Annotated in this window: 13 protein-coding genes; 12 read left to right on the top strand and 1 reads right to left on the bottom strand. The window is 34.1% G+C overall.

What is annotated here, in order from left to right; genetic code table 11:
* Window positions 1–131 precede the first annotated feature (131 nt).
* From GON26_RS19290 to GON26_RS19280, 3 genes are all read left to right on the top strand, one after another.
* Window positions 132–3,146 carry a tetratricopeptide repeat protein gene (locus GON26_RS19290; RefSeq protein ID WP_160376410.1) on the top strand — a complete coding sequence of 1,005 codons (3,015 nt, stop codon included), beginning with the start codon at window positions 132–134 and terminating at the stop codon, window positions 3,144–3,146.
* A 135-nt stretch (window positions 3,147–3,281) separates the two neighbouring features.
* Window positions 3,282–4,145: a PhzF family phenazine biosynthesis protein gene (locus tag GON26_RS19285; RefSeq protein ID WP_160376409.1), complete on the top strand. Its 864-nt coding sequence runs from the start codon at window positions 3,282–3,284 to the stop codon at window positions 4,143–4,145.
* Between the two features lie 156 nt (window positions 4,146–4,301).
* A complete protein-coding gene (locus GON26_RS19280) occupies window positions 4,302–6,056 on the top strand; it encodes a porin family protein (protein WP_160376408.1) in 1,755 nt (584 codons plus the stop codon).
* Window positions 6,057–6,184: 128 nt separating this feature from the next.
* On the opposite strand, the gene GON26_RS19275 is transcribed toward GON26_RS19280, so the two are convergent.
* A complete protein-coding gene (locus tag GON26_RS19275; RefSeq protein ID WP_160376407.1) occupies window positions 6,185–6,730 on the bottom strand; it encodes a DUF2911 domain-containing protein in 546 nt (181 codons plus the stop codon).
* Between the two features lie 130 nt (window positions 6,731–6,860).
* Between GON26_RS19275 and GON26_RS19270 the strand changes: the two genes are divergently transcribed.
* The 9 genes from GON26_RS19270 to GON26_RS19230 all read left to right on the top strand — a co-directional run bounded on the left by GON26_RS19270 (window position 6,861) and on the right by GON26_RS19230 (window position 23,131).
* A complete protein-coding gene (locus GON26_RS19270; RefSeq protein WP_160376406.1) occupies window positions 6,861–7,310 on the top strand; it encodes a hypothetical protein in 450 nt (149 codons plus the stop codon).
* Between the two features lie 17 nt (window positions 7,311–7,327).
* Window positions 7,328–8,896 carry a hypothetical protein gene (locus tag GON26_RS19265; RefSeq protein ID WP_160376405.1) on the top strand — a complete coding sequence of 523 codons (1,569 nt, stop codon included), beginning with the start codon at window positions 7,328–7,330 and terminating at the stop codon, window positions 8,894–8,896.
* A 472-nt stretch (window positions 8,897–9,368) separates the two neighbouring features.
* On the top strand, window positions 9,369–11,045 hold the full coding sequence (gene asnB / locus GON26_RS19260) for an asparagine synthase B (RefSeq protein ID WP_160376404.1): 1,677 nt from the start codon (window positions 9,369–9,371) through the stop codon (window positions 11,043–11,045).
* A 276-nt stretch (window positions 11,046–11,321) separates the two neighbouring features.
* The gene (asnB, locus tag GON26_RS19255; protein WP_160376403.1) at window positions 11,322–12,938 is read left to right on the top strand and encodes an asparagine synthase B; all 1,617 of its coding nucleotides are present in this window, start codon (window positions 11,322–11,324) and stop codon (window positions 12,936–12,938) included.
* Between the two features lie 268 nt (window positions 12,939–13,206).
* The gene (locus GON26_RS19250; protein WP_160376402.1) at window positions 13,207–15,939 is read left to right on the top strand and encodes a M16 family metallopeptidase; all 2,733 of its coding nucleotides are present in this window, start codon (window positions 13,207–13,209) and stop codon (window positions 15,937–15,939) included.
* Window positions 15,940–16,252: 313 nt separating this feature from the next.
* On the top strand, window positions 16,253–18,193 hold the full coding sequence (gene gyrB, locus GON26_RS19245; protein ID WP_160376401.1) for a DNA topoisomerase (ATP-hydrolyzing) subunit B: 1,941 nt from the start codon (window positions 16,253–16,255) through the stop codon (window positions 18,191–18,193).
* Window positions 18,194–18,302: 109 nt separating this feature from the next.
* Entirely contained in the window at window positions 18,303–19,238 is a 936-nt protein-coding gene (gene mdh / locus GON26_RS19240) for a malate dehydrogenase (protein WP_160376400.1), read from the top strand.
* Between the two features lie 227 nt (window positions 19,239–19,465).
* Window positions 19,466–22,438, top strand: a complete 2,973-nt coding sequence (secDF, locus tag GON26_RS19235) for a protein translocase subunit SecDF (RefSeq protein ID WP_160376399.1) — start codon at window positions 19,466–19,468, stop codon at window positions 22,436–22,438.
* A 78-nt stretch (window positions 22,439–22,516) separates the two neighbouring features.
* Window positions 22,517–23,131 (top strand): acyloxyacyl hydrolase, encoded by a 615-nt coding sequence (locus tag GON26_RS19230; RefSeq protein ID WP_160376398.1) that lies wholly within the window; start codon window positions 22,517–22,519, stop codon window positions 23,129–23,131.
* The last annotated feature ends 204 nt before the right edge of the window (window positions 23,132–23,335 follow it).

Below are 23,335 nucleotides of genomic sequence, written 5' to 3'. Positions count from 1 at the left end.
GAAAACCAATATTTTGAGCATTAACAAGCCATGAAATAACAAGTGTTTGAAAATTTGTTCATAATAAATGCCTGAAACGTTTCGTTATAGACAGTATAAAATGATACATTTGAATACTAAATAAAATCAAAATGCGTAAACTTTCCTGGTTCTTTTTATTCCAGATTCTCTTAATATCTACCACGGTTTTAGCACAAAAATCAGCTATTTACACCTACGATTTAAAAGATTTTGATAAAGCACTGGCTTTATATAATGACAAACAATATGCTTCGGCACAACTTATTTTCGAACGCATAAAAAACAAGGCAACTACCGAAGAAGTACAGTCTGATTGTGCGTATTACATTGCCAATTGTGCCATCAGGACCAATCAGGCAAATGCCGATGCTCTGATGGAAAAATTCGTAAATGATTATCCCACAAGCACCAAACAAAATCAGGCCTACGTCGAGGTGGCTCACTTTTATTTCGAACAGGCAAATTACCCAAAAGCATTGCAGTGGTTTGATAAGGTGGACGAAAGTTACATGAGCAAATCCGATTTGGATAAATTTAATTTTCAAAAAGGATACAGTTATTTCAACGCCAAGAAAAAGAAAGAAGCCACTACCTATTTCAATAAAGTTATAAATTCTACAGAATATGGTTCACAAGCCAAATATTACTTGGGTTTTATGGCTTATGAAGGCGACGATTATAAAGAAGCGACCAAATATTTTGATGAAGTTTCAGGCGAAGAAAAATACAAAGAAAAACTTTCGTACTATCAGGCTGATATGAATTTTAAATTAGGAAATTTCCAGAAAGCCATTGATTTAGGACAAAAAGCAATGTCAAAATCAAATGCTCTGGAGAAATCGGAACTGAATAAAATTATTGGCGAAAGCTATTTCAATCTAAAACAATACGACAAAGCGATTCCGTTTTTAGAGCAATATGCAGGTAAAAAAGGCAAGTGGAGCAATACTGATTTTTACCAGCTAGGATACGCGTATTACGAACAAAATGAGCACGAAAAAGCAATTTCTCAATTCAATAAAATCATCGAAGGAAAAGACTTCGTGGCGCAAAATGCCTATTATCATTTAGGTTTAAGTTATTTGAATACAGGCAAAAAACAAGAAGCTTTAAACGCTTTTAAAAATGCTTCTGAAATGGAATTTAATGCTCAAATCCAGGAAGATGCAGCCTTAAATTATGCCAAATTGAGTTATGAAATCGGAAACCAATACCAAACCGTTCCGGCAATCTTACTTGATTTTTTAAAAAAATATCCAAACAATTCCAGCAAAGCCGAAGTAGAGAAATTGTTGGTTGATTCGTATATTTCATCCAAAAACTACAAAGAGGCTTTAGTTTTATTAGAAAAAAACAAATCACCGGAAAATAAATTAGCGTACCAAAAAGTAATTTTTTACAGAGGTTTAGAATTGTATAATGAGTCCAATTATGCCGAAGCCGGAAAAATGTTCAAAAGCGCTATTAACGAACAAAAAAATCCTGAGTTTACAGCTCGTGCTACTTTCTGGAAAGCAGAAACGGAATACCTGGCCGAAGATTTTCAGAATGCTTTATTGACCTACAAACAGTTTGCTGGTTTGACTGGAGCAAAAACTACTAACGAATACCAAAATATCAATTATAATATTGGTTACACTTATTTTAAACGGAAAGAATACGATCAGGCAGCCAATTCTTTTCAGGCACAAATTGATTCAAACAAAGAAGACAAAGTACGTTTGAATGATTCGTATTTACGTTTAGGAGATTGTAGATTCGTAAGCGCAAAATACGGTCCGGCGATGGAAGCATATTCAAAAGCAATAGATGCAAAAGGCGTTGATGCAGATTATGCGCAGTTCCAGAAAGCGTTATCGTACGGATTCATTTCAAAAAATGATAAGAAAATAGAGGAGCTGAATAATTTCCTTCAGATGTATAAAAAATCATCATATCGTGACGATGCTTTGTATGAATTAGCAAATACGTATTCGACCGAAAAGAAAAACGATCAGGCAATTAAGACTTTCGATCAGTTAATTGCGGAATATAAAAACGGTTCGTTTACTTCAAAATCAATTTTAAAACAAGGATTGATTTATTATAATTCTGACAAAGATGAGCAGGCGTTAGTGAAATTCAAAAAAGTAGCGGCAGAATTCCCAAAAACACCAGAAGCTTTAGAAGCCGTTTCAACAGCGAGACTAATTTATGTTGATTCCGGAAAAGTAGATGAATACGCAACCTGGGTACGTACTTTAGACTTCGTTGCGGTTACCGATGCGGATTTGGACAACGATACTTACGAAGGCGCTTTCAAGCAATACAGTCAAAATAATAGTAAGCAGGCAATTGTTGGGTTTAGCGGTTATGTAAGTAATTTTCCAAAAGGAATTCACGCTCTGGAAGCTAATTTTTACTTAGCACAATTGCTTTTTGCAGAAGGTTCAGAAACCAGATCGGTTGCCAATTATCAGTATGTAATTGATCAGCCAAGAAACGAATTTACAGAACAATCTTTAACGAGATTAGCTCAGATTTTCCTGAAAGAAAAAGATTGCGATAAGTCGATTCCGGTGTTGATTCGATTAGAAGACGAAGCTGATTTTCCTCAGAATAAAACTTTTGCTCAGGCGAATTTGATGAAATGTTATTACGATAATAAGGATTATAGCAACGCCGTAATCTATGCCGAAAAAGTACAGCAAAACCCTAAAACAGACTCGAATGTCAAAAGTGATGCACAAATTATAGTAGCGCGTTCAGCAATGCAGGCAGGTGACGAAGAAAAAGCAAAAGCCGCTTACGCAAAATTATCAACGACTTCCAAAGGCGAATTAGCAGCGGAGGCCTTGTATTATGACGCATATTTTAAAACCAAAGAAGGCAAATTTGACGCTTCAAACGTGGCAGTACAGAAACTGGCCAAAAACTATTCGGCTTATAAATATTATGGTGCGAAGAGTTTGGTTTTGATGGCGAAAAACTTCTACGGATTGAAAGACAGCTACCAGGCAACTTATATTCTGGATAACGTAATCAACAATTTTACTGATTTTCCAGATGTGGTCGAAGAAGCGAAAAAGGAGTTAGATGCCATTAAAATAGAAGAATCAAAAACGAATTCGTCAATTACCAAATAGTTTAATGTGAAATGTTATTTGTGAGAAGTAAGATGTGAAAAGTAAAAATTCAATATTGCATTTTACATTTCACAAAAAACATTTCACAAAAAAAAAGCATTTTACATTTTACAATATACATTTTACAAGAAAAACATGGGTTTACCTTTTTATATAGTTGATGTTTTTACCGATAAAAAATATGCTGGCAATCAGTTGGCGGTTTTTTTAGACGCAGAAAATCTGAGTTCTGATGAAATGCAAAAGATTGCACGCGAAATTAATTTTGCCGAAAGCACTTTTGTAACCAAATTGGATAAAGAAAATAATAGGGCAGAGATTAAAATATTTACACCATCTCAGGAAATGCAGTTTGCGGGTCATCCGATAATTGGAACTTCGTGGGTATTGATGAATAAAATATTTGATAATTCGCCAGAAAATATAAAATTAAATGTTCCGATTGGACCAATTTCAATTGAGCAATCTAATGATTTGATTTGGTTAAAAGCAGCACAGCCGAAATTTTGGGATATTTTTTCGAAAGAAGATTTTACCTTGTTCAGTAACCTGAAAAACAGCGATTTCGAAAATCAATTTCCTATTCAGGAAGTTACAACCGGAAGCGCCTTTGTAATGGTCGGGTTAAGCAGTAAAAGGGCTTTGGAAAATTTGGTTTTGGATAAAGATAAAACGGATAAATGGCTGAAAAACAATTGCAAGACAGCGCACAGAGGTTTGTACTTCTATTATTTAGAAGGTTCAAAATTGTTTAGCAGAATGTTGTGCATTGAACACAATCAATTGGTTGAAGATGCGGCGACAGGAAGTGCGAGTACCTGTTTGCAGGCCTATCTTTTAAAAAATCACAAACCTGAATTTGAATTAATCAATTATCAGGGAGATTATATTGACCGTCCTTCACAAATTCATTTTAAAGGAAAATTAACCGAAAATGAATTTGATATTAGAATTGGAGGAAAAGCTCAGTTTGTTGCTAAAGGCGAATGGGAGGTTTAGTTTTAGAATTAAGATAATAGAATATAGATTTTAGAATAAAGAATATAGATTTTAGAATAAAGAATATAGAGAGGAGAAAATGAAGGAATTTTTAGAAAACTGGAGAAGTCTATTCTCTATATTCTATGCTCTTTTCTCTAAAAAAAATAAAAATATATGAAAATGAATTTCCAGAATAAAACCATCATTTTACTGCTGTTAGTAGCTTTTCAGTTTTCGTTTGCACAAAAGAAAAACGAAAGTATTGGTACAGAAACGGTAAACGTGGTAAAATCTTATTCGCCAACCATATCGGATGCTTTTAAAGTAAAAGAAACCCCTTCGCTTGACGATAAAGGAAACGAGGCAAAAGAAACCATAAAATACAGTATTTTATCAGTTCCGGTGGCCTCGACTTTTACGCCTTCAAAAGGAAAAGCAGAAGGCGTTGAAAAATCAAAAAGAGAGCGTTTGTTTAATAATTATGCGACTTTAGGAGTTGGGAATTACGGAACTTTAAATGCCGAATTATTCGTAACGCAGGATTTAGGAAACAACGATTATGTGGCAGGAATGTTTCGCCATCATTCGTCTCAGGGCGGAATAAAAGATGCAGAGCTGAATGACGATTTTTACGATACAGCACTAAATGTTGGTTACGGCCAAAACAACCGCGATATGTCCTGGAATGTTGATTTAGGATATCAAAACCAAATATACAATTACTATGGTTTGCCAATAGATTTTGGAGCAACTTTGCTTCCGGAAGACAGATACAATTTGGTAAACAGCATTAATCCAAATCATTCTTATAATACGATTTCATTGGGCGGAAATGTTGACTTTACCGAGGGAATCTTCAGTAAGGTTTCGGCGAATTTCAAGCATTTTTCAGATAATTTTTCTTCTTCTGAAAACCGTTTTTATGTAAAACCAACTTTCGAAGTAGAAGTGATGGAACAATCGATAAATACAAATGTTATTATCGATCATGTGAGTGGTTCTTTCGAAAATAATTATTTAAAAACCAATACAGAAGCGGTAAAATATGGTTTTACCAATTTCGGAATCGAACCTAGTTTTGTAGTGCATGAAAACGAATGGACATTAGAATTAGGTGCTGGAATTTTCTATAGTTTAGATTCGGAAGGGAATAATAATAAATTATTTGTGTATCCTAAAGTAAATGCCTCGTACAAATTAGTAGGCGATTTGATGATTTTTTACACAGGAGCAAACGGAAGCTTAAACCAAAATTCGTATGCTGATTTCGTGACCGAAAATCCGTTTTTATCACCCACTTTAGATATAAGACCAAGCAGTAATCAATATACGGTTGTAGCAGGTTTAAAAGGAAAATTAGCCAATAATGTAAGTTACAATGTTTCGGGTTCGTATCTCAACGAAACTAACAGAGCCTTATTTAAAAGCAATAATTATACAGAGGATGCAACCAACGAAAATTACGCCTACGGAAACTCGTTTGGAGTGGTGTATGACGATATGAGAACGTTTCGTTTTTATGGGGAATTAAAAGCTGATTTTTCAGATAATGTTACTTTTGGTATCAACGGAACTTTTAATAGTTATACCAATGATTTTCAGCTGGAAGCGTGGAATTTGCCTTCGATGAAATTAAGCACAAACCTGGATGTTAATATTACCAAACAATGGTATGCCGGAGTGAATGTTTTTTATGTAGGCGAACGTAAAGACATGCAGCAAAACATTGATTTTGCAACCGATCCAGTGATTGTTACTTTAAAAAGTTATTTTGATGCCAATGCGCACTTGGGTTACAAATACAACGAACGTTTGACTTGTTTCTTAAAACTGAATAATATAGCTAATCAGAACTACGAAAAGTGGCTGAACTACCCGGTACAAGGATTTCAGGTATTGGTAGGAGCAAATTATAAATTTGATTTTTAATTTTTTTTTTAAACCCTCCAAGGGTTTCAAACCCTTGGAGGGTTTAAAAATGAACCGCCACGAATTCACGAATTAGATTAAATAATTCGTGAATTCGTGGCGATTTTTTTTAGAGAACTAAAAGAGTTTTATTCAGTAAAAGGAACAGCAACTCTCACTTTATCCCAACCAATATTAAGAACAACTCCTTTGTCAGCTTTGGTAAAAACCATCGAAAAAGCTTCAAGAGAATCAGCAGCTTCAGTAGGAGTAATGCTTAATCTTGCCACATCATTCGCTTCTTTATAAGTATAAGAACCCCAAACATTCAAATCTTTACTTAAAATTACTGTGCATGTATTTTTTTCTGGTAAAAGAAATAAAGTGTAAGATCCAGCTTTTATTTTTTTGTCACCTAATTTCACATCTTTATAAAATGTAATTTCGGCAGCTTCGTTAGCGCCAGTTCTCCAAACTTTTCCATCAGGGATTAAAGTGCTCAAATCTCTGCCTTTCAATTGTGGGCGGCTGTAGATAATTCGAACAAGTTTAGCCGGATCTTTATAGTCATTAGGATAAGAAGCCATATCCATTGGACTTTTGTCTAAATCTGGAAATTTTTGTGCATTAACATTTGAGGATAACAACATCGTAACCCCAAAAACAATTGTAGTAATAATGGTAGATTTTTTCATAGTAATAGTTAAATTATTGGATGTTAAAATTAAAGATTGTTTGCTAAAAAAAGATTAACATCTTGTTAATTTTTTGAAGCAAAGAAAAGGTAGTACCTTAGAACCTTATTTTCTTAGCATCTCAAAAAAAATGACTTTCAAACAAAAAATACACTCCTATTATTTGCAAATGGTTCAGGACCGGATAGATGTTTTCAGAGACATGATTTCGGCTTTGACCGAAGATTCTAAAAACGACGCCAAAGGTTCGGCAGGAGATAAGCACGAAACGGCTTTGTCTATGATGCATATTGAGCAGGAAAAATTGACCAATAAACTAAAAGAAGCGATTGCTCAAAAAGCGATTTTAGATAAAATTGATGCTTCAAAAACGACCGAAAATATCATTTCGGGCAGTTTGGTAAAAGCTAACGGAATTTTCTTATATTTGAGTGTGGCACTTCCTAAAATTGCTATTGACGGGATCAATGTTATTGCTCTTTCGCCACAATCCCCTCTCGGAACTCATTTAATGGGGAATAAAGTTGGGTTTGGGTTTGAGATTAATGGAACAAAATATCAGATACAAAGTGTTGAATAATTAATTTAAAGAATTCTATGAAAAAGCTTTTTGTTTTAATGATTTTGATTGGCTTCAATATGAATGCTCAAAACACTGAATTTAAGGTTTATGATAATGGTTTAATTTATTCTGAAAACTCAGTAACTAAATTAAAGCATATTGTAGATTCTTTAAATCTTAAATTTAAAGTTTGTGAGTTCAATAAAACGTTTCTTTCTTATCCTCAATCGAAAGCAAATTTTATAAGATTAGACAAAAAGGATGTCCTGAAAGCTAAAAAAGATTTAGAAAACAACATTTCTTACTCAGAATTTAAAGCTAAATATCCCAAAGCTACTTTTGAAGAAAACCTGATGATCTTGAAGTCTAATTATACCAATTATGATAATATTGAAAATGTTAAGTTTTCAAGTTTAGAATTAGGAGGCAATTCTAATGAAAGTATTACTACTACCAAGCAGGATGCAGATTCCTATAAAAACATTTTTAAAGGTAAATGGTTATTTCAGTATGATGAAAAGACAAGTTATTCAAACGAATCATTGACAGCTTTTTATTTTATAGAAGAATTTAAAACAAAACCAATTGCAGATAAATATGCGAGATTAATTCAATATTCGGATTGTTTGGTAGATACAACAGCACAAATTTTTTATGATAACGCAAAGGATACTGGTGTTCGATATTTAGATACAGTGCCTACTAAAGCTCTGAAATTTCAAGAATATGTTGATAAAGTTTTAAAGAAACCAAGTTTTAGTGATGAAAAACTAAATATTATTTGGGGTTATGATGAAATGGCTTTTGATAAAAAATCTAAAAAAAAGAACAAAAAAAATATTATTGATAAAGAGCTGGCAGAAAGAGAATTTGAACTATTTAGAAAGAATTTAGAAAATTGGGAATCATTGAAGTTTACCCGATGTGATTCTTTAAGAAGAGCAGATTCAAATTTTAGTTTGATGCTGGATGAAGCATTAGCAGAAGCTAAAGTAAATAAATCTTCGGATGATGAATTTGAAGAATATGTTGGGCGTTATATAAGCAAAGATGCAGAACTGGAATTAAAAAGAAATAGAAGGGTAATAGGCGGTTGTAGTATGGATAATAGCCCAAGAGTACACGCTTTGAATATTGCAATGCTCTCTGCTGAAACAATAAAGTGGGAGATTTTTCTGCGTTCTCATCTTAATATAATGAATGACCGTTTTGATAGAGCAAGTGATGGCAGCTATGCTCAAAAAGAAAGAAATACCTATATCAAAGAAATTGAAGTTCTCGATATAAATGTTTTGGATTTGATTTTAGGAATCTCTTTAAGAATTGAAAATCCATCCAAAAACCATTATTTTTCAAGTATAAATAGGGTAGGCCGTGCTCTTGCTGAGAGCTCAAATCCAAAATTGGTCGAAACGACTATCCTGGATATGATTGCTGATAATGATTTAGATGATTATAATAGAGTTTTGATGTATTATTTGTTTGATAATTACAATTATAATTTAACTGATGTGAATGCGAAAAATCTAAATCAAACGAAATTACAGTTAGCGGTTTCTAAGATGCCAGATTATATATCTTCTAGAATTATTACAAGAAAATGATTTTTATGCCACATATTTGATATAATTTCAAATAAGGTACTGTTTCGTAAATCTTAAAATAAACTTATTATTACTTATAGATAAATCCGACAGGTTTCAAAAACCTGTTGGATTTGAATATGTAAAAGAAAATTCACAATCTTGTCGAAGGAAGGATGATTAAAAAAAGCATAAAAATAATTTTTGAATAATTTCGATTCTTCTTTTTATGAATCTTTCATCGATTTAAAAATATCACAAAATATAATTCAAACTTCTTCTTCAAAAGATACATTTAGCCCTTTTTTTTCCTTCAAAATTAAAATTTTCAAGTTTAGGGCTTTTATTTATGTTAAAATTTTACATTTAGTATGTAAATTGATTATTTTGATTAAAATTTGTAACTAATATTGCTATTTGTGTTTTTCAATTATAACCAATACTGCATCTTTGCCCTATCAAAATAAAATTATCAAAATAAAAATATAAGATTATGTGTGGAATTGTATGTGCCTTTGATTTAAAACAAAAAGCCGAAACATTAAGACCTCAGGTGTTAGAGATGTCTAAAATTATCCGTCACCGCGGACCAGACTGGAGCGGAATTTACAGCAACGAAAAAGCGATTCTTTCGCACGAGCGTTTGGCAATTGTGGATCCGGCTTCAGGAAAACAACCTTTGTTTACAGAAGATAAAAAATTGGTCTTGGCTGCTAATGGCGAAATTTACAACCACAGAGAATTACGTAAACAATTTGAAGGGAAATACAACTTCCAGACCGAAAGTGACTGCGAAGTAATCCTGGCACTTTACAAAGAAAAAGGACCTCATTTTGTAGATGAAATGAACGGAATCTTCGGATTTGCGATTTACGATGTTGAAAAAGACGAGTACTTTATTGCTCGTGACCACATGGGAATTATTCCTTTATATATAGGTTGGGATCAGGACGGAACTTTTTACGTTGCTTCTGAGTTGAAAGCTTTAGAAGGATATTGTACCAAAATTCAATTGTTTCCTCCGGGACATTACATGACAAGCAAAGATGGTGAATTTGTACAATGGTACAAAAGAGACTGGACAGACTATGAGGCGGTAAAAGATAACGAAACTAGTATCGATGATATTAAAGTTGCTCTTGAAGCAGCGGTTCACAGACAATTAATGAGTGATGTTCCTTACGGAGTTTTACTTTCCGGAGGTTTAGATTCGTCTATTACTTCGGCTGTAGCCAAAAAATATGCGCAAAAACGTATCGAATCTGATGATACTACAGATGCGTGGTATCCGCAATTGCACTCTTTCTCTGTAGGACTTGATGGTTCTCCGGATTTAGCAGCAGCTCAAATTGTAGCCAAACATATTGGAACAATTCACCACGAAATTAAATTCACAATTCAGGAAGGTTTAGATGCCGTTCGTGATGTGATTTACAACTTAGAGACGTATGACGTAACAACTGTTAGAGCATCAACCCCAATGTGGTTAATGGCGAGAGTTATTAAGTCGATGGGAATCAAGATGGTACTTTCTGGAGAAGGAGCAGATGAGTTGTTCGGAGGATATTTATATTTCCACAAAGCGCCAAACGCAAGAGAATTCCACGAAGAAAACGTTCGTAAACTAGGTAAATTACACATGTACGATTGTTTAAGAGCAAACAAAAGTTTAGCTGCCTGGGGAATCGAAGGTCGTGTACCTTTCTTAGACAAAGAATTTATGGATGTGGCGATGCGAATTAACCCACAGGACAAAATGATCAACAAAGAACACCCAATGGAAAAATGGGTAGTTCGTAAAGCTTTTGAAGATATGTTACCGGAAAGTGTAGCATGGAGACAAAAAGAACAATTCTCTGATGGCGTAGGATACAGCTGGATTGACACTTTGAAAGAAGTGGTAGCCAAAGAAGTTTCAGACGAGCAATTGGCAAATGCAAAATATAAATTCCCTTTGCAGACCCCAACATCTAAAGAAGAATATTACTACCGTTCTATTTTTGCAGAACATTTCCCTAGTGATGCAGCAGCATTATGTGTGCCTCAGGAAGCAAGTGTGGCATGCAGTACAAAAATCGCTTTAGAGTGGGACGAAGCGTTCAAAAACATGAACGACCCATCTGGTAGAGCAGTTGCCAGTGTGCACGACGATGCTTACCAAAAAGCATAAGTAAAAAATATTTTAAATTAGTTATATTGAAAAACGTTCTCAATTTTTGAGGACGTTTTTCTTGATATAAAAATTTCTTTAATTAGTAAGAAGTTTTGTTTTAATTGATTTTTCTTATATTTGAATTTTATTGAATGAAAATCTGTTTTTATGCAATTTTTATTTGATAATTTGTAAAATCGATAAATTTAAAAGTAATTTAAAAGCAGTTGATTGAAAAATCTTCACGAATTTTGAAGTGAATTAGTTAAGAATAAATAATAAAAATAGAATAGTATGTCTGGAATATTGGCCGTTATTGGTAAAGGAAAAGACCCGCAGCTTGTAAAAGAACTTTCTGAAAGAATGTCGCATCGTGGTCCGGATGAAAGTGATTTGCATATTATGGAAAATGGCAGCATTATGTGTCATGAAAGTTTATCAATTATCGATTTGCAAACCGGTAAACAGCCTATTCAGGGAACTCAAAAAGCCTGGATGGTGCATGATGGCGAAATTTATAACTACCAGGAATTAAAGGATACGGTTTTAAAAAATCATACTTTCAGAACAAAATCAGATTCGGAAGTCATTGTGCATTTGTACGAAGAATTTGGATATGATTTTTGTAATAAATTAGATGGAGATTTCGCTTTCGTAATCATTGATGGCGATCATTATATTGCAGGCAGAGACCCGTTTGGAGTGAAACCTTTTTATTATGGACTGGATGAAAGAGGCAGAATTTATTTTGCATCAGAAATGAAATCAATTGCAGATCAATGCAGATCTTTTTCAACTTTTCCTCCCGGGCATTATTATACGGCCAAAACTGGTTTTGTAAAATACTATGACCCCGAATATGAAGATTATGAAAAAGCAGATCAGGACCTGGATTTGGCTTTGATAAGAGAAACTTTTACAGAAGCGACCCGTAAGCGTTTGATGAGTGAAGTGCCTGTTGGTGTTTTGCTTTCAGGTGGTTTAGATTCTTCTTTGATAACGGCAGTTGCTTCTAGGCTTTTAGCTGAAAACGGAAAAAAAATACATTCTTTCTCTATTGGTTTAGATACTGATTCTCCAGATAATAAAGCGGCCAGAATAGCAGCTGAATTTTTAGGAACAGAACACCATGAAATCAATTTTACTGTTGAAGAAGGTGTTGCAGTTTTAGAAAAAATAATTGAACATATAGAGACTTACGATGTAATCTCAGTGCGTGCTGGTGTACCGATGTATTTATTATCAAAAGCTATTGTAGATAAAGGAATAAAAGTAATTCTTTCCGGTGAAGGAGCTGATGAGATTTTTGGAGGCCATTTGTATTTTAGAAATGCTCCTTCAAATGAAGAATTTCAAAAGGAAACCATCGAAAGAGTTCAGAAGTTGTTTACAGCCGATTTATTACGTGCTGATAAATCAACAATGGCAAACGGATTAGAGACTAGGGTTCCGTTTTTGGATAAACAATTTTTGGATGTTGCAGTTCGTATCAAACCAGAAGAAAAACAGCCAAAAACATACGACGGAGTTGAAAAGTATATTTTAAGAAAAGCTTTTGATACTCCCGAAGATCCTTATTTGCCTGCTGAGATTTTATGGAGACAAAAAGAACAATTTTCAGACGGGGTAGGATACGGCTGGATTGATGAACTAATCGAGTATTGTTCTTCTCAGGTTACCGAGGAACAGTTAGAAAGAGCAGCGGTCGAATTTCCGTATAATTCGCCAACGACCAAAGAAGCCTATTTTTACCGATCAATATTTCATAAATATTATCCGCAGATTAGTGCAGCACAAACCGTTCGTAAATGGATACCGAAATGGCAGGAAAATCTTGATCCAAGCGGAAGAGCAAACGCCGCTCACGTAAAAGCCGATGTAGAAATTGCAAAATCGAGTGTAGCGGTTTAAAAGTAAAGACTCTTTTAGGGGTATAAAATTTAAATTCTGTTAACAATATTATAATTATCCGAAATGACATTTTAAATGCTCGTTTCGGATTTTGTTTTTATAATCGATGTCTATTGGAATTTTGTATTCCGGAGAATTTTCAATTTCAAAATTAAAAGTTAAATTTCTTCTAATAAGATTTTACTCACTTGTGTGGTTTAAGAAAAATACTATATTTGATTAACTCAAAAAACAGATTATTCATTGTTTTAATAATTAAAATTAATTTATGAAGAAAGTATTACTAAGTGGGATTTTGTACTGCTCATTGGGATTAATGAGTACAGTTTATGCGCAAAAAGCGGAAGCGCCAAAATACATTACCAATGTCGAAGGTACCAAAGAGTACACGCTGAGCAATGGTTTGAAAATTCTTTTGATTCCGGATGCTTCTCAGAGCAATATGGTTGTCAATATTGTGTACAACGTAGGTTCGAGACATGAGGGCTATGGCGAAAAAGGTATGGCGCATTTGCTGGAACACATGCTTTTTAAAAGCACAAAAAACCTTGGTGATATAAAAAAGATGCTTTCTGATAAAGGAGGTAATGCAAATGGAACCACTTGGTTAGACCGAACCAATTATTATGAGATTTTCCCATCTAGTGATGAAAATTTAAAATGGAGTCTGGAGATGGAAGCCGACAGGATGTTGAATGCAACTATTTTGCAAACCGATCTTGATAAAGAATTTTCAGTTGTAAGAAACGAGTTTGAAATTGGAGAGAACAATCCGGACAGAGTTTTAACAGAGCGAATTCTTTCAACAGCTTATTTATGGCATAATTACGGAAACAGCACTATTGGTAGTAAAGAAGATATTGAGCGTGTAAAAGCTTCTACACTTAGAGTTTTTTACGAAAAGTATTACCAGCCGGACAATGCAACTTTAATTATTGCAGGTAAGTTTGATGAACAAAAAGCTTTACAATACATCGGACAATATTTTGGAGCATTGGCAAAACCTAAAAGAGTTCTGGCAAAAACCTATACTATTGAACCGGCTCAGGACGGAGAAAAATTTGTAGAATTGAATAGAGCAGGTGATAGTAAGAATGTTGGGGCTTTATATCATACTGTTCCTTATGCTGATAAAGATTATGCTGCTCTTGATGCTTTGATCGAAATTTTAACATCGGATCCTTCGGGATATTTATATAAGGCTTTGGTAGAAACTCAAAAAGTATCCAGTATTTATGCCTGGCAGCCTACTTTGAGAGATGCAAGTTTTATGTATTTTGGTGTGGCTTTGTCAAATGATAAAGATGTAAAAGTGACCAAAGATTTGGTAAGAACAGAACTTGATAAAGTTGGAGCAATAAAATATACTGACGAGGATGTTAATAGAGCTAAAGCTAAAATTATCAAGCAAATCGAAAGTGTAAAAAACAATACAATTAATTATGCCATCAATTTAACCGAAATTATTGGTGCTGGTGATTATAGATTGGGTAATATATATAGAGATGCAGTTGAGAAATTAACAAAAGAAGATATCCAAAGAGTTGCGGAAAAATATTTTAGAAGTAATAACAGAACGGTAGGTATTTTTATTCCTTCAAAAGATGAGCAAAGGGTAAAATCAATCGAATATACAGATGAGCAATTAGTAGCTCTTACTAAAGATTATAAAGGAAAAGCTTTAGAAAAAGAAACCGCTGCATTTGAAGCTTCTATTTCAAATTTGAAGAAAAACCTAACAGAAGGAACTTTGAGCAACGGTGCAAAATACGGTTTGATTAAAAAAGAAATCAAAGGAGGGAAAGTTCAGGCTAGTTTTGTTTTTCCGGTTAGTAACGAAAAAGATTTGGCTGGCAAAAGTGATGTAGGAACTATTCTGGCTCAATTGCTGAAAACGGGAACTAAAACGAAAACCAAAGAACAGATTCAGGATAGATTAGACCAATTAAAATCAAGTGTGAATTTTAATTTTTCAGGCCAAAATTTATCTTTAAACGTTAATACTTATAAAGAAAGTTTTAAAGAAGTAATGGAAATCGTGGGTGATTTGTTAGTAAATTCGACCTTCCCGGAAAATGAATTAACGAAAACCATCACGGACTATAATACTTATTTAGAATCAAGTTTGAATGATCCTCAGGCAATTGCATTTACTGAAATTTCAAGACAAACAGCTAAGTATCCTAAAGAGAGTATTTTTTATACAGCAACCGTTCAGGAGCAAATTGATGCTTACAAAAAAATAAAACAATCGGAGTTGGTAGATTTTTACGCAACTATTTTAGGAGGAAACAACGGAGTAGGAAGTGTTATTGGAGAATTGGAAGCAAAATCTACTGCTGAAATTCTGGAAAATGCTTTTGGAAAATGGACTTCCAAATCCAAATATGAATTGGCAAAACCAACTTACTTCGATTCTCAAAAACTGGATAAAGATTACATAACTCCTGATAAAGAGAATGCAGTAGCAACAGGAAAAATCAGCTTTAAAATGACTAGAAATAGCGCTGATTATCCAGCTTTGGTAATAGCAAACGAAATTTTAGGAAGCGGAGGATTTTTAACAGCCAGAATTCCGATGCGTTTAAGAGAAAAAGAGGGAATTAGTTACGGAGCAGGTTCTTTTATGGAAGTGCCGATTACCAATGATGTTGCTTTTTGGGAATATTACGCGTTCCTGAATCCAACTAAAAAAGGAGCAGTAGAAACAGCCACTAAAGAAGAAATTGCAAAAGCCTTAAAAGACGGATTTACGGAAGAAGAGCTGAATACAAATCTTAAAAGCTGGCAAAACGAAAGAAAAACAAGACTTGGAAATGATTACACTTTGATGAGCCTGGTAAATACTTATTTGCAATTCGGAGTACCATTGGAAGATTATGACACTTTGGAGAGTAAAGTAAAAGCGTTGAAAGTTCAGGAAGTAAATAGTGTTCTGAAAAAATATATTTCTTTGGATAAAATGACTTCTGTTTACGTGGGAGATTTTAATAAAAAGTAGCAAAAATCAATATCAATTTCAAAAATCAATTTCAATTTAAAAATGATTTTGATTGAGAAAATTCATTTTCCGAAACGACATTTTAGATGTTCGTTTCGGATTTGTTTTTTTTTACAAATTTGGATTCTTGTTTTCTAATATTGAAATTGATTTTTGAAATTGATATTGCTATTGTAATTTGTTTTTTTAATTGACTTTTTTTGATAATATGTTAATAACTTACCTGCTTTAAATCGTATATTAGCGGATATATAATTTGCGTTTTTATATATTTGCGTGTTAGACAATAATTACATTTTTTAGAATAAATTATATGAGCGAAGAAATCAAGAAGAACAATTATTCAGCAGATAGTATTCAGGCATTAGAAGGAATGGAGCACGTAAGAATGCGTCCATCGATGTATATTGGAGATGTGGGGGTTCGAGGCTTACATCATTTGGTTTATGAGGTTGTTGATAACTCGATTGATGAGGCGATGGGCGGACATTGTGATACCATTGGTGTTGCAATAAACGAAGACGGTTCAGTAACTGTTGAAGATAATGGTCGTGGTATCCCGGTTGATTTGCATAAAAAAGAAGGTGTTTCTGCACTTGAGGTAGTAATGACCAAGATTGGTGCCGGAGGTAAATTTGATAAAGATTCATATAAAGTTTCCGGAGGTTTACACGGTGTAGGGGTTTCGGTTGTAAATGCGCTTTCTGTTCACATGAAGTCTACTGTTTTTAGAGACGGTAAAATCTACGAACAAGAGTACGAAAGAGGAAAATCATTATATCCGGTTAAACAAATTGGAGAAACAGATAAAAGAGGTACACGTCAGACTTTTTACCCGGATGACACTATCTTTACTCAGACTACGGAGTTTTCTTATGATACTTTATCTGCGCGTATGCGTGAGCTTTCTTTCCTGAATAAAGGAATTACCATCACTTTTACAGATAAAAGAGAAGTTGATGATAAAGGCGAATTCAAAGTGGAAGTTTTTCATTCTGATGAAGGTTTAAAGGAATACATTCGTTATTTAGATGGTAACCGTGAGCCAATCATTTCTCACGTAATCAGCATGGATAACGAAAAAGGAGAAATTCCGGTTGAGGTTGCCTTGATTTATAATACAAGCTACACAGAGAATATTTTCTCTTATGTAAATAATATTAATACGCACGAAGGTGGTACGCATTTACAAGGTTTTAGAAGTGGTTTGACAAGAACCCTTAAAAAATACGCAGATGCATCCGGAATGCTGGATAAATTGAAATTCGAAATTGCAGGAGATGATTTCCGTGAAGGATTAACAGCTATTATTTCGGTAAAAGTTGCAGAACCACAATTCGAAGGACAGACAAAAACAAAGTTAGGAAACAGAGAAGTAGTTTCGCCGGTTTCTCAGGCGGTTGGAGAAATGTTAGAAAATTATTTGGAAGAAAATCCAAATGATGCCCGTATCATTATCCAGAAAGTAATTTTGGCAGCTCAGGCACGTCACGCTGCTAAAAAAGCACGTGAAATGGTGCAGCGTAAAACCGTTATGGGTGGCGGTGGATTGCCAGGAAAATTATCAGACTGTTCTGAGCAGGATCCTGCAAGATGTGAGGTGTATCTTGTCGAGGGAGATTCGGCTGGTGGAACAGCAAAACAAGGTCGTGACCGTGCATTTCAGGCGATTTTGCCATTGCGTGGTAAGATTTTGAATGTTGAAAAAGCAATGCACCATAAAGTATTCGAAAACGAAGAGATTCGTAATATTTTTACGGCTCTTGGTGTAACGGTTGGTACTGAGGAAGATAGCAAAGCTTTGAATCTTTCAAAATTACGTTACCATAAAGTAATCATCATGTGTGATGCCGATGTCGATGGTAGTCACATTTCTACCTTAATATTAACGTTCTTCTTCCGTTTCATGAAAGAATTGATTGAAGAAGGTCACGTTTACATTGCAGCACCGCCTTTATATTTAGTTAAAAAAGGAAATAAAAAAGAATATGCGTGGAATGACGTTCAACGCGATCAGGCCAACGAACGAATGGGAGGAAGTGCAGCTATCCAGCGCTATAAAGGTCTTGGAGAGATGAACGCTGAGCAATTGTGGGAAACTACAATGGATCCAAACTTCAGAACATTGCGTCAGGTAACTATTGATAGTCTGGCAGAAGCAGATAGGGTTTTCTCAATGTTAATGGGTGACGAAGTACCGCCACGTAGAGAATTTATCGAGAAAAACGCTGTTTATGCAAATATCGATGCGTAATAAAATTTAACCGTCAATTCGTTTAATTGTTTAAATTTACTTAAACGATTAAACGAATTTTCGATTTACCAAATAAACAAATTAACTAATAACCGATAAACTATAAAATATGAAAGTTACCATTGTAGGAGCAGGAAACGTTGGAGCTACCTGTGCTGATGTTATTTCTTATAGAGGAATTGCAAGCGAAGTAGTGTTGTTGGATATTAAAGAAGGTTTTGCCGAAGGGAAAGCGTTGGATATTATGCAATGTGCTACCAATACAGGTTTTAATACCAAAGTATCGGGAGTAACCAATGATTATTCTAAAACCGCAGGAAGTGATGTAGTAGTAATTACATCTGGAATTCCTAGAAAACCAGGGATGACCCGTGAAGAATTAATAGGTATAAATGCAGGAATTGTAAAAACAGTTGCCGAAAATGTACTGAAATTTTCTCCGGATACTATAATTGTTGTGGTTTCGAATCCAATGGATACGATGACTTATTTAGCATTAAAATCTACAGGATTGCCAAAAAACAGAATTATAGGTATGGGTGGAGCATTGGATAGTTCACGTTTCAGAACGTATCTTTCTTTGGCTTTGGACAAACCAGCAAATGATATTTCGGCGATGGTTATTGGAGGTCACGGTGATACTACTATGATACCATTAACACGTTTGGCGTCTTATAATGGAATTCCGGTAACACAATTTCTTTCAGAAGAAGTTTTGCAAAAAGTAGCTGCAGATACAATGGTAGGTGGAGCAACACTTACAGGTCTTTTAGGAACTTCAGCGTGGTATGCGCCAGGAGCTTCTGTAGCCTTTTTGGTGGATAGTATTTTAAACGATCAAAAGAAAATGATAGCTTGTTCTGTTTTTGTAGAAGGAGAATACGGACAAAATGATATATGTATTGGTGTACCTTGTATAATTGGTAAAAACGGAGTAGAAGAAATTCTTCATATTGAGTTAAATGACCAGGAAAAAGCGTTATTTGCTAAAAGCGCAGATGCGGTTAGAGGGATGAATGATGCTCTGAAATCGATTTTAGTATAAGATTTACGTTAAAATTGAAGAAGACTGCGTTTTTTGCAGTCTTTTTTTTGAGATTAATTAATAAATAAATTGGTTAATCTTTTCGAGAATTATATATTTGCTCGGTTTAAAAAATATGCGGTAATTCGTGATCGAAGATTTTTAGTTTTAAAAATTCATGTCAGGGCTTATTTTATGGGAATTTAAAACAAAAACAAACAATAAAACATAATTAATTTTTAGTAATAATGCAGAATAAAGGACTTATTAAATTTTTCGCAATTCTATTTGCATTGGTAAGTATTTACCAACTTTCTTTCACTTTTGTGGCAAATAATGTCAAGGGTGAGGCCAAGGCTTTTGCAGGAGATAATCCTGATAAAGAGCTAAAATATTTAGATTCTATTGGAAAGGTAGATGTATTAAATCTTGGATTTACAAGTTTTACTTATAATGAAGTAAAAAACAAACAGATTAATAAAGGTCTTGACTTAGAAGGAGGAATCAACGTGATTCTTCAAATTTCTATTAAAGATGTATTGAAAGGATTGTCAAGCAATTCTAAAAACCCTGTTTTTAATAAGTCATTAGCTGATGCAACGGCCAATTTAGAAGGAAATAAAACGTACCTGAATAAATTTTTCGAAGCGTTTGATGCAAATTCAAATGGAACTGTAAGATTAGCAGATTCTGATATTTTTGCGAACAGAAGTTTGCAGGGTGAAGGAGGAATCGATATCAAAATGAGTGATTCTGAAGCTCAAAAAGTAATCAAAAGAAAAGTTGAAGAGTCTATCGAAAGTGCTTACAAAGTATTAAGAGAGCGTATCGATAAATTTGGTGTTACACAACCAAACATCCAAAAATTAGGAGAAACAGGAAGAATCTTAGTTGAGCTTCCAGGTGCTAAAGATGTTGATAGAATCAAGAAATTATTAGGTGGAAAAGCGCAATTAGAGTTCTGGGAAACTTATAAAATAGAAGAAGTTGGTAATTTCTTAGTTGCTGCTAACGAAGCATTAAAGAAAACTGAAGTTAAGAAGACCGAAACTAAAGCAGTTGTTAAAGATTCATTGAATGCTTTACTAACAGATGCTAAAGATTCTTTAGATACTAAAAAAGGAAACAATCCTTTATTCGACAAAATTTTAGGTCAGGGTGGTGGACCAGTTTTAGGATACTTTGCTCCTAAAGATACTGCGACTATCAACAATTACTTTAAAAGACCAGAGATTAGAGTTTTATTGGCTGGTGACCAACACAATGCAAAATTTGTATGGAGTAAGCCAACTACAATAAAAGACGCTAAACAAAAAGATATTGAAGTTGTAGAATTATACGCTTTAAAAGGAAACAGAGACAATGCTCCAGCAATGAGCGGTGGTGTTGTAACGGACGCAAAAGATACTTTTGACCAATTAGGAAAACCGGCTGTTTCTATGCAAATGAACAGTCAGGGTGCTAAAACCTGGGAAGAATTAACAGGTAGAGCTTTTTCTCAAAAAGGATATATTGCTATTGTATTAGATAACATCGTGTATTCTGCACCAGGTGTTACTAGCGGACCAATCGCAGGAGGAAGATCTGAAATTACAGGTTCTTTTGATGTAGCTGAAACAAAAGATTTAGCTAACGTATTAAATGCAGGTAAATTACCAGCTTCAGCCGATATCGTTCAGTCAACTGTAGTTGGGCCATCTTTAGGTCAGGCTGCTATTGATGCAGGTATGATTTCTTCAATCGTTGGATTCTTACTAGTATGTGTATGGATGGTATTCTATTATGGTAAAGCGGGTTGGTATGCTAACCTTGCCTTATTATTAAACTTACTTTTCTTGTTCGGAATTATGGCAAGTTTTGGTTTTGTACTGACATTGCCAGGTATTGCAGGTATCGTATTAACATTGGGTACTGCAGTAGATGCGAACATTATTATTTACGAAAGAGCTAAAGAGGAATTACGTGAAGGTAAATCACTTTCTGAAGCTGTTGCAGCTTCTTACGGATGGCACGGTGCAATGCGTTCTATTATTGATGCAAACGTTACTCATATTCTTACCGGAGCAATTTTGTTTATCTTTGGTACAGGACCAATTAAAGGTTTCGCTTTAACATTACTTATTGGTATTGCAACGTCGTTATTTACTTCAATCTTTATCGCCAGAATTTTTATCGATAAAAATATTGCAGGAAAAGGAGATTTGACTTTCTCTACGAATATTACTAAAAACTGGTTTACTAATTTCCACTATGACTTTATTAAAGTTAAGAAATTTACTTATATCTTCTCTTCAATCGTAGTTATTGTAAGTTTGGTTTCTATCTTCTTCGTTAACGGATTAGATCAGGGTGTAGATTTTGTTGGAGGAAGAACATTCCAGGTAAAATTTGAAAAACCAGTTGATGCGACTGTAGTATCAGATGAATTATCAGCTGCTTTTGGAACTCCAGTTGAGGCTAAAATTTTTGGAAGTGACGAACAATTAAAAATTACTACAAAATATAAAATCCAGGAAGATGGTCTTGCAGTAGATAAAGAAGTTAACGAAAAATTATATGCAGCTTTAGCTAAATATTATCCAAATACTTCTTATGACAAATTTATCAACTCGTATGAAGGTAAAACTGTTGGAGTTTTGCAACAAGCAAAAGTTAGTGCTTCTATTTCTGAGGATATCAAAACGAACTCATATTGGGCAGTTTTGGGAGCAATGGCAGCTATTTTCTTGTACTTAATTGTATCTTTCCGTAAATGGCAATATTCATTAGGTGCGATTGCAGCGGTAGCGCATGACGTTATCTTTGTATTAGGAATTTACTCTTTATGTTATAAATTCATGCCTTTCCACATGGAAATGGATCAGCACTTTATTGCTGCAATTCTAACCGTAATTGGTTATTCTATGAACGATACTGTAATTGTATTCGATAGAATTAGAGAGTTTATTATTGGTAAGCGTAAAGGAAGTTTCGAAGATATCGTAAATGCTTCTATTAACACTACTTTATCAAGAACGTTGAATACGTCATTAATGATGATTATTGTATTGTTGACGATGTTCCTTTTTGGAGGAGAATCAATTCGTGGATTTATCTTTGCCATGTTGGTAGGTATTATCGTAGGAACTTATTCTTCATTATTTATCGCGACACCAGTATTGGTTGATACGATTTCTAAAGATGATAAACATACAATCGAAGAAGAGCACAAAAAAGCATAATAAGCAAATTTGTCTATATAGAAAGAGCCAGCGAAAGTTGGCTCTTTTTTTTTTATCTTTAAAATGTAAATACTACTCATGGATAGAAAAATACTTTTAGGTTTGTTGTTTTTTTTTAGTATTCTAAAACTCGCTGCGCAGGAAAAGAAAAGCAATTTTGCTATTGGTTTTAATTATGGGTTTGGAAGCGAATTCAATAATAGGAACTATACTTTTACTAATAATTTTTATAAGGCTCAATTGTATTATCAGGTGAAGAAAACAAGCTATTTTGAGTTTGAAATTTTAGTTCAGCCCGAAGTTAATTTTGGAACACATCAATTACTCAATTTCTATTTTGTACAGCCATCTGAGCCTGATTATCTCGAAAAGAGAGAACGTTTTACAAAGTTGAAAGACGTTCACGAATATGTTTTAAATCTTGGTTTTTTGGTTCGGAAACCAATAGGGGGCAGTTGTTCTTTTTATGTTTTAGGCAGTGTTGGCCCGATGATAAACGACACCGAAACAGAACGAATGTCTGAAGGTTTTGCTTTCGCTGATGTTTTTGCGGTTGGCTTTTCTGTAAAAGTCGAAAGTTTTCAGTTTGATGTTCGACCAAGTATAAGACATGTTTCTAATGCAGGATTTAACGATAAAAATTCAGGGTATAACACCAGAAATATTGAGTTTGGTGTTTCGTATGGTTTGTGATTTTTTTGTTTAAACCATATAAGTTATATAAGGAATTGAAAGTTGCCTATTTGTATGGTGTTTTATAATTATCAGAAATTAGCTGGATTATTATTAAAAAGCCTCCAACTTTAGTTGGATGGTTGTTGTTTAAGATGAATAAGGGCTTTAGTCAAATAAATGATTTGCTTTGTCTTTGGCTAAAGCCATTTTTTTTTAAATTCT

The sequence above is a fragment of the Flavobacterium hydrocarbonoxydans genome (assembly GCF_009789235.1).
GTDB classification, from domain to species: Bacteria; Bacteroidota; Bacteroidia; order Flavobacteriales; family Flavobacteriaceae; genus Flavobacterium; species Flavobacterium hydrocarbonoxydans.
Note: the sequence above shows the minus strand (reverse complement) of the source record. Positions and strands in the feature narration are given on the sequence as shown.

Excerpts from the sequence above, each read along its gene's own strand:
- secDF (WP_160376399.1), top strand. The coding sequence starts at position 19,466 with ATGCAGAATAAAGGACTTATTAAATTTTTCGCAATTCTATTTGCATTG.
- GON26_RS19230 (WP_160376398.1), top strand. The coding sequence starts at position 22,517 with ATGGATAGAAAAATACTTTTAGGTTTGTTGTTTTTTTTTAGTATTCTA.
- asnB (WP_160376404.1), top strand. The coding sequence starts at position 9,369 with ATGTGTGGAATTGTATGTGCCTTTGATTTAAAACAAAAAGCCGAAACA.
- GON26_RS19250 (WP_160376402.1), top strand. The coding sequence starts at position 13,207 with ATGAAGAAAGTATTACTAAGTGGGATTTTGTACTGCTCATTGGGATTA.
- GON26_RS19280 (WP_160376408.1), top strand. The coding sequence starts at position 4,302 with ATGAAAATGAATTTCCAGAATAAAACCATCATTTTACTGCTGTTAGTA.
- gyrB (WP_160376401.1), top strand. The coding sequence starts at position 16,253 with ATGAGCGAAGAAATCAAGAAGAACAATTATTCAGCAGATAGTATTCAG.
- GON26_RS19285 (WP_160376409.1), top strand. The coding sequence starts at position 3,282 with ATGGGTTTACCTTTTTATATAGTTGATGTTTTTACCGATAAAAAATAT.
- GON26_RS19275 (WP_160376407.1), bottom strand. The coding sequence starts at position 6,730 with ATGAAAAAATCTACCATTATTACTACAATTGTTTTTGGGGTTACGATG.
- GON26_RS19265 (WP_160376405.1), top strand. The coding sequence starts at position 7,328 with ATGAAAAAGCTTTTTGTTTTAATGATTTTGATTGGCTTCAATATGAAT.
- mdh (WP_160376400.1), top strand. The coding sequence starts at position 18,303 with ATGAAAGTTACCATTGTAGGAGCAGGAAACGTTGGAGCTACCTGTGCT.
- asnB (WP_160376403.1), top strand. The coding sequence starts at position 11,322 with ATGTCTGGAATATTGGCCGTTATTGGTAAAGGAAAAGACCCGCAGCTT.
- GON26_RS19270 (WP_160376406.1), top strand. The coding sequence starts at position 6,861 with ATGACTTTCAAACAAAAAATACACTCCTATTATTTGCAAATGGTTCAG.
- GON26_RS19290 (WP_160376410.1), top strand. The coding sequence starts at position 132 with ATGCGTAAACTTTCCTGGTTCTTTTTATTCCAGATTCTCTTAATATCT.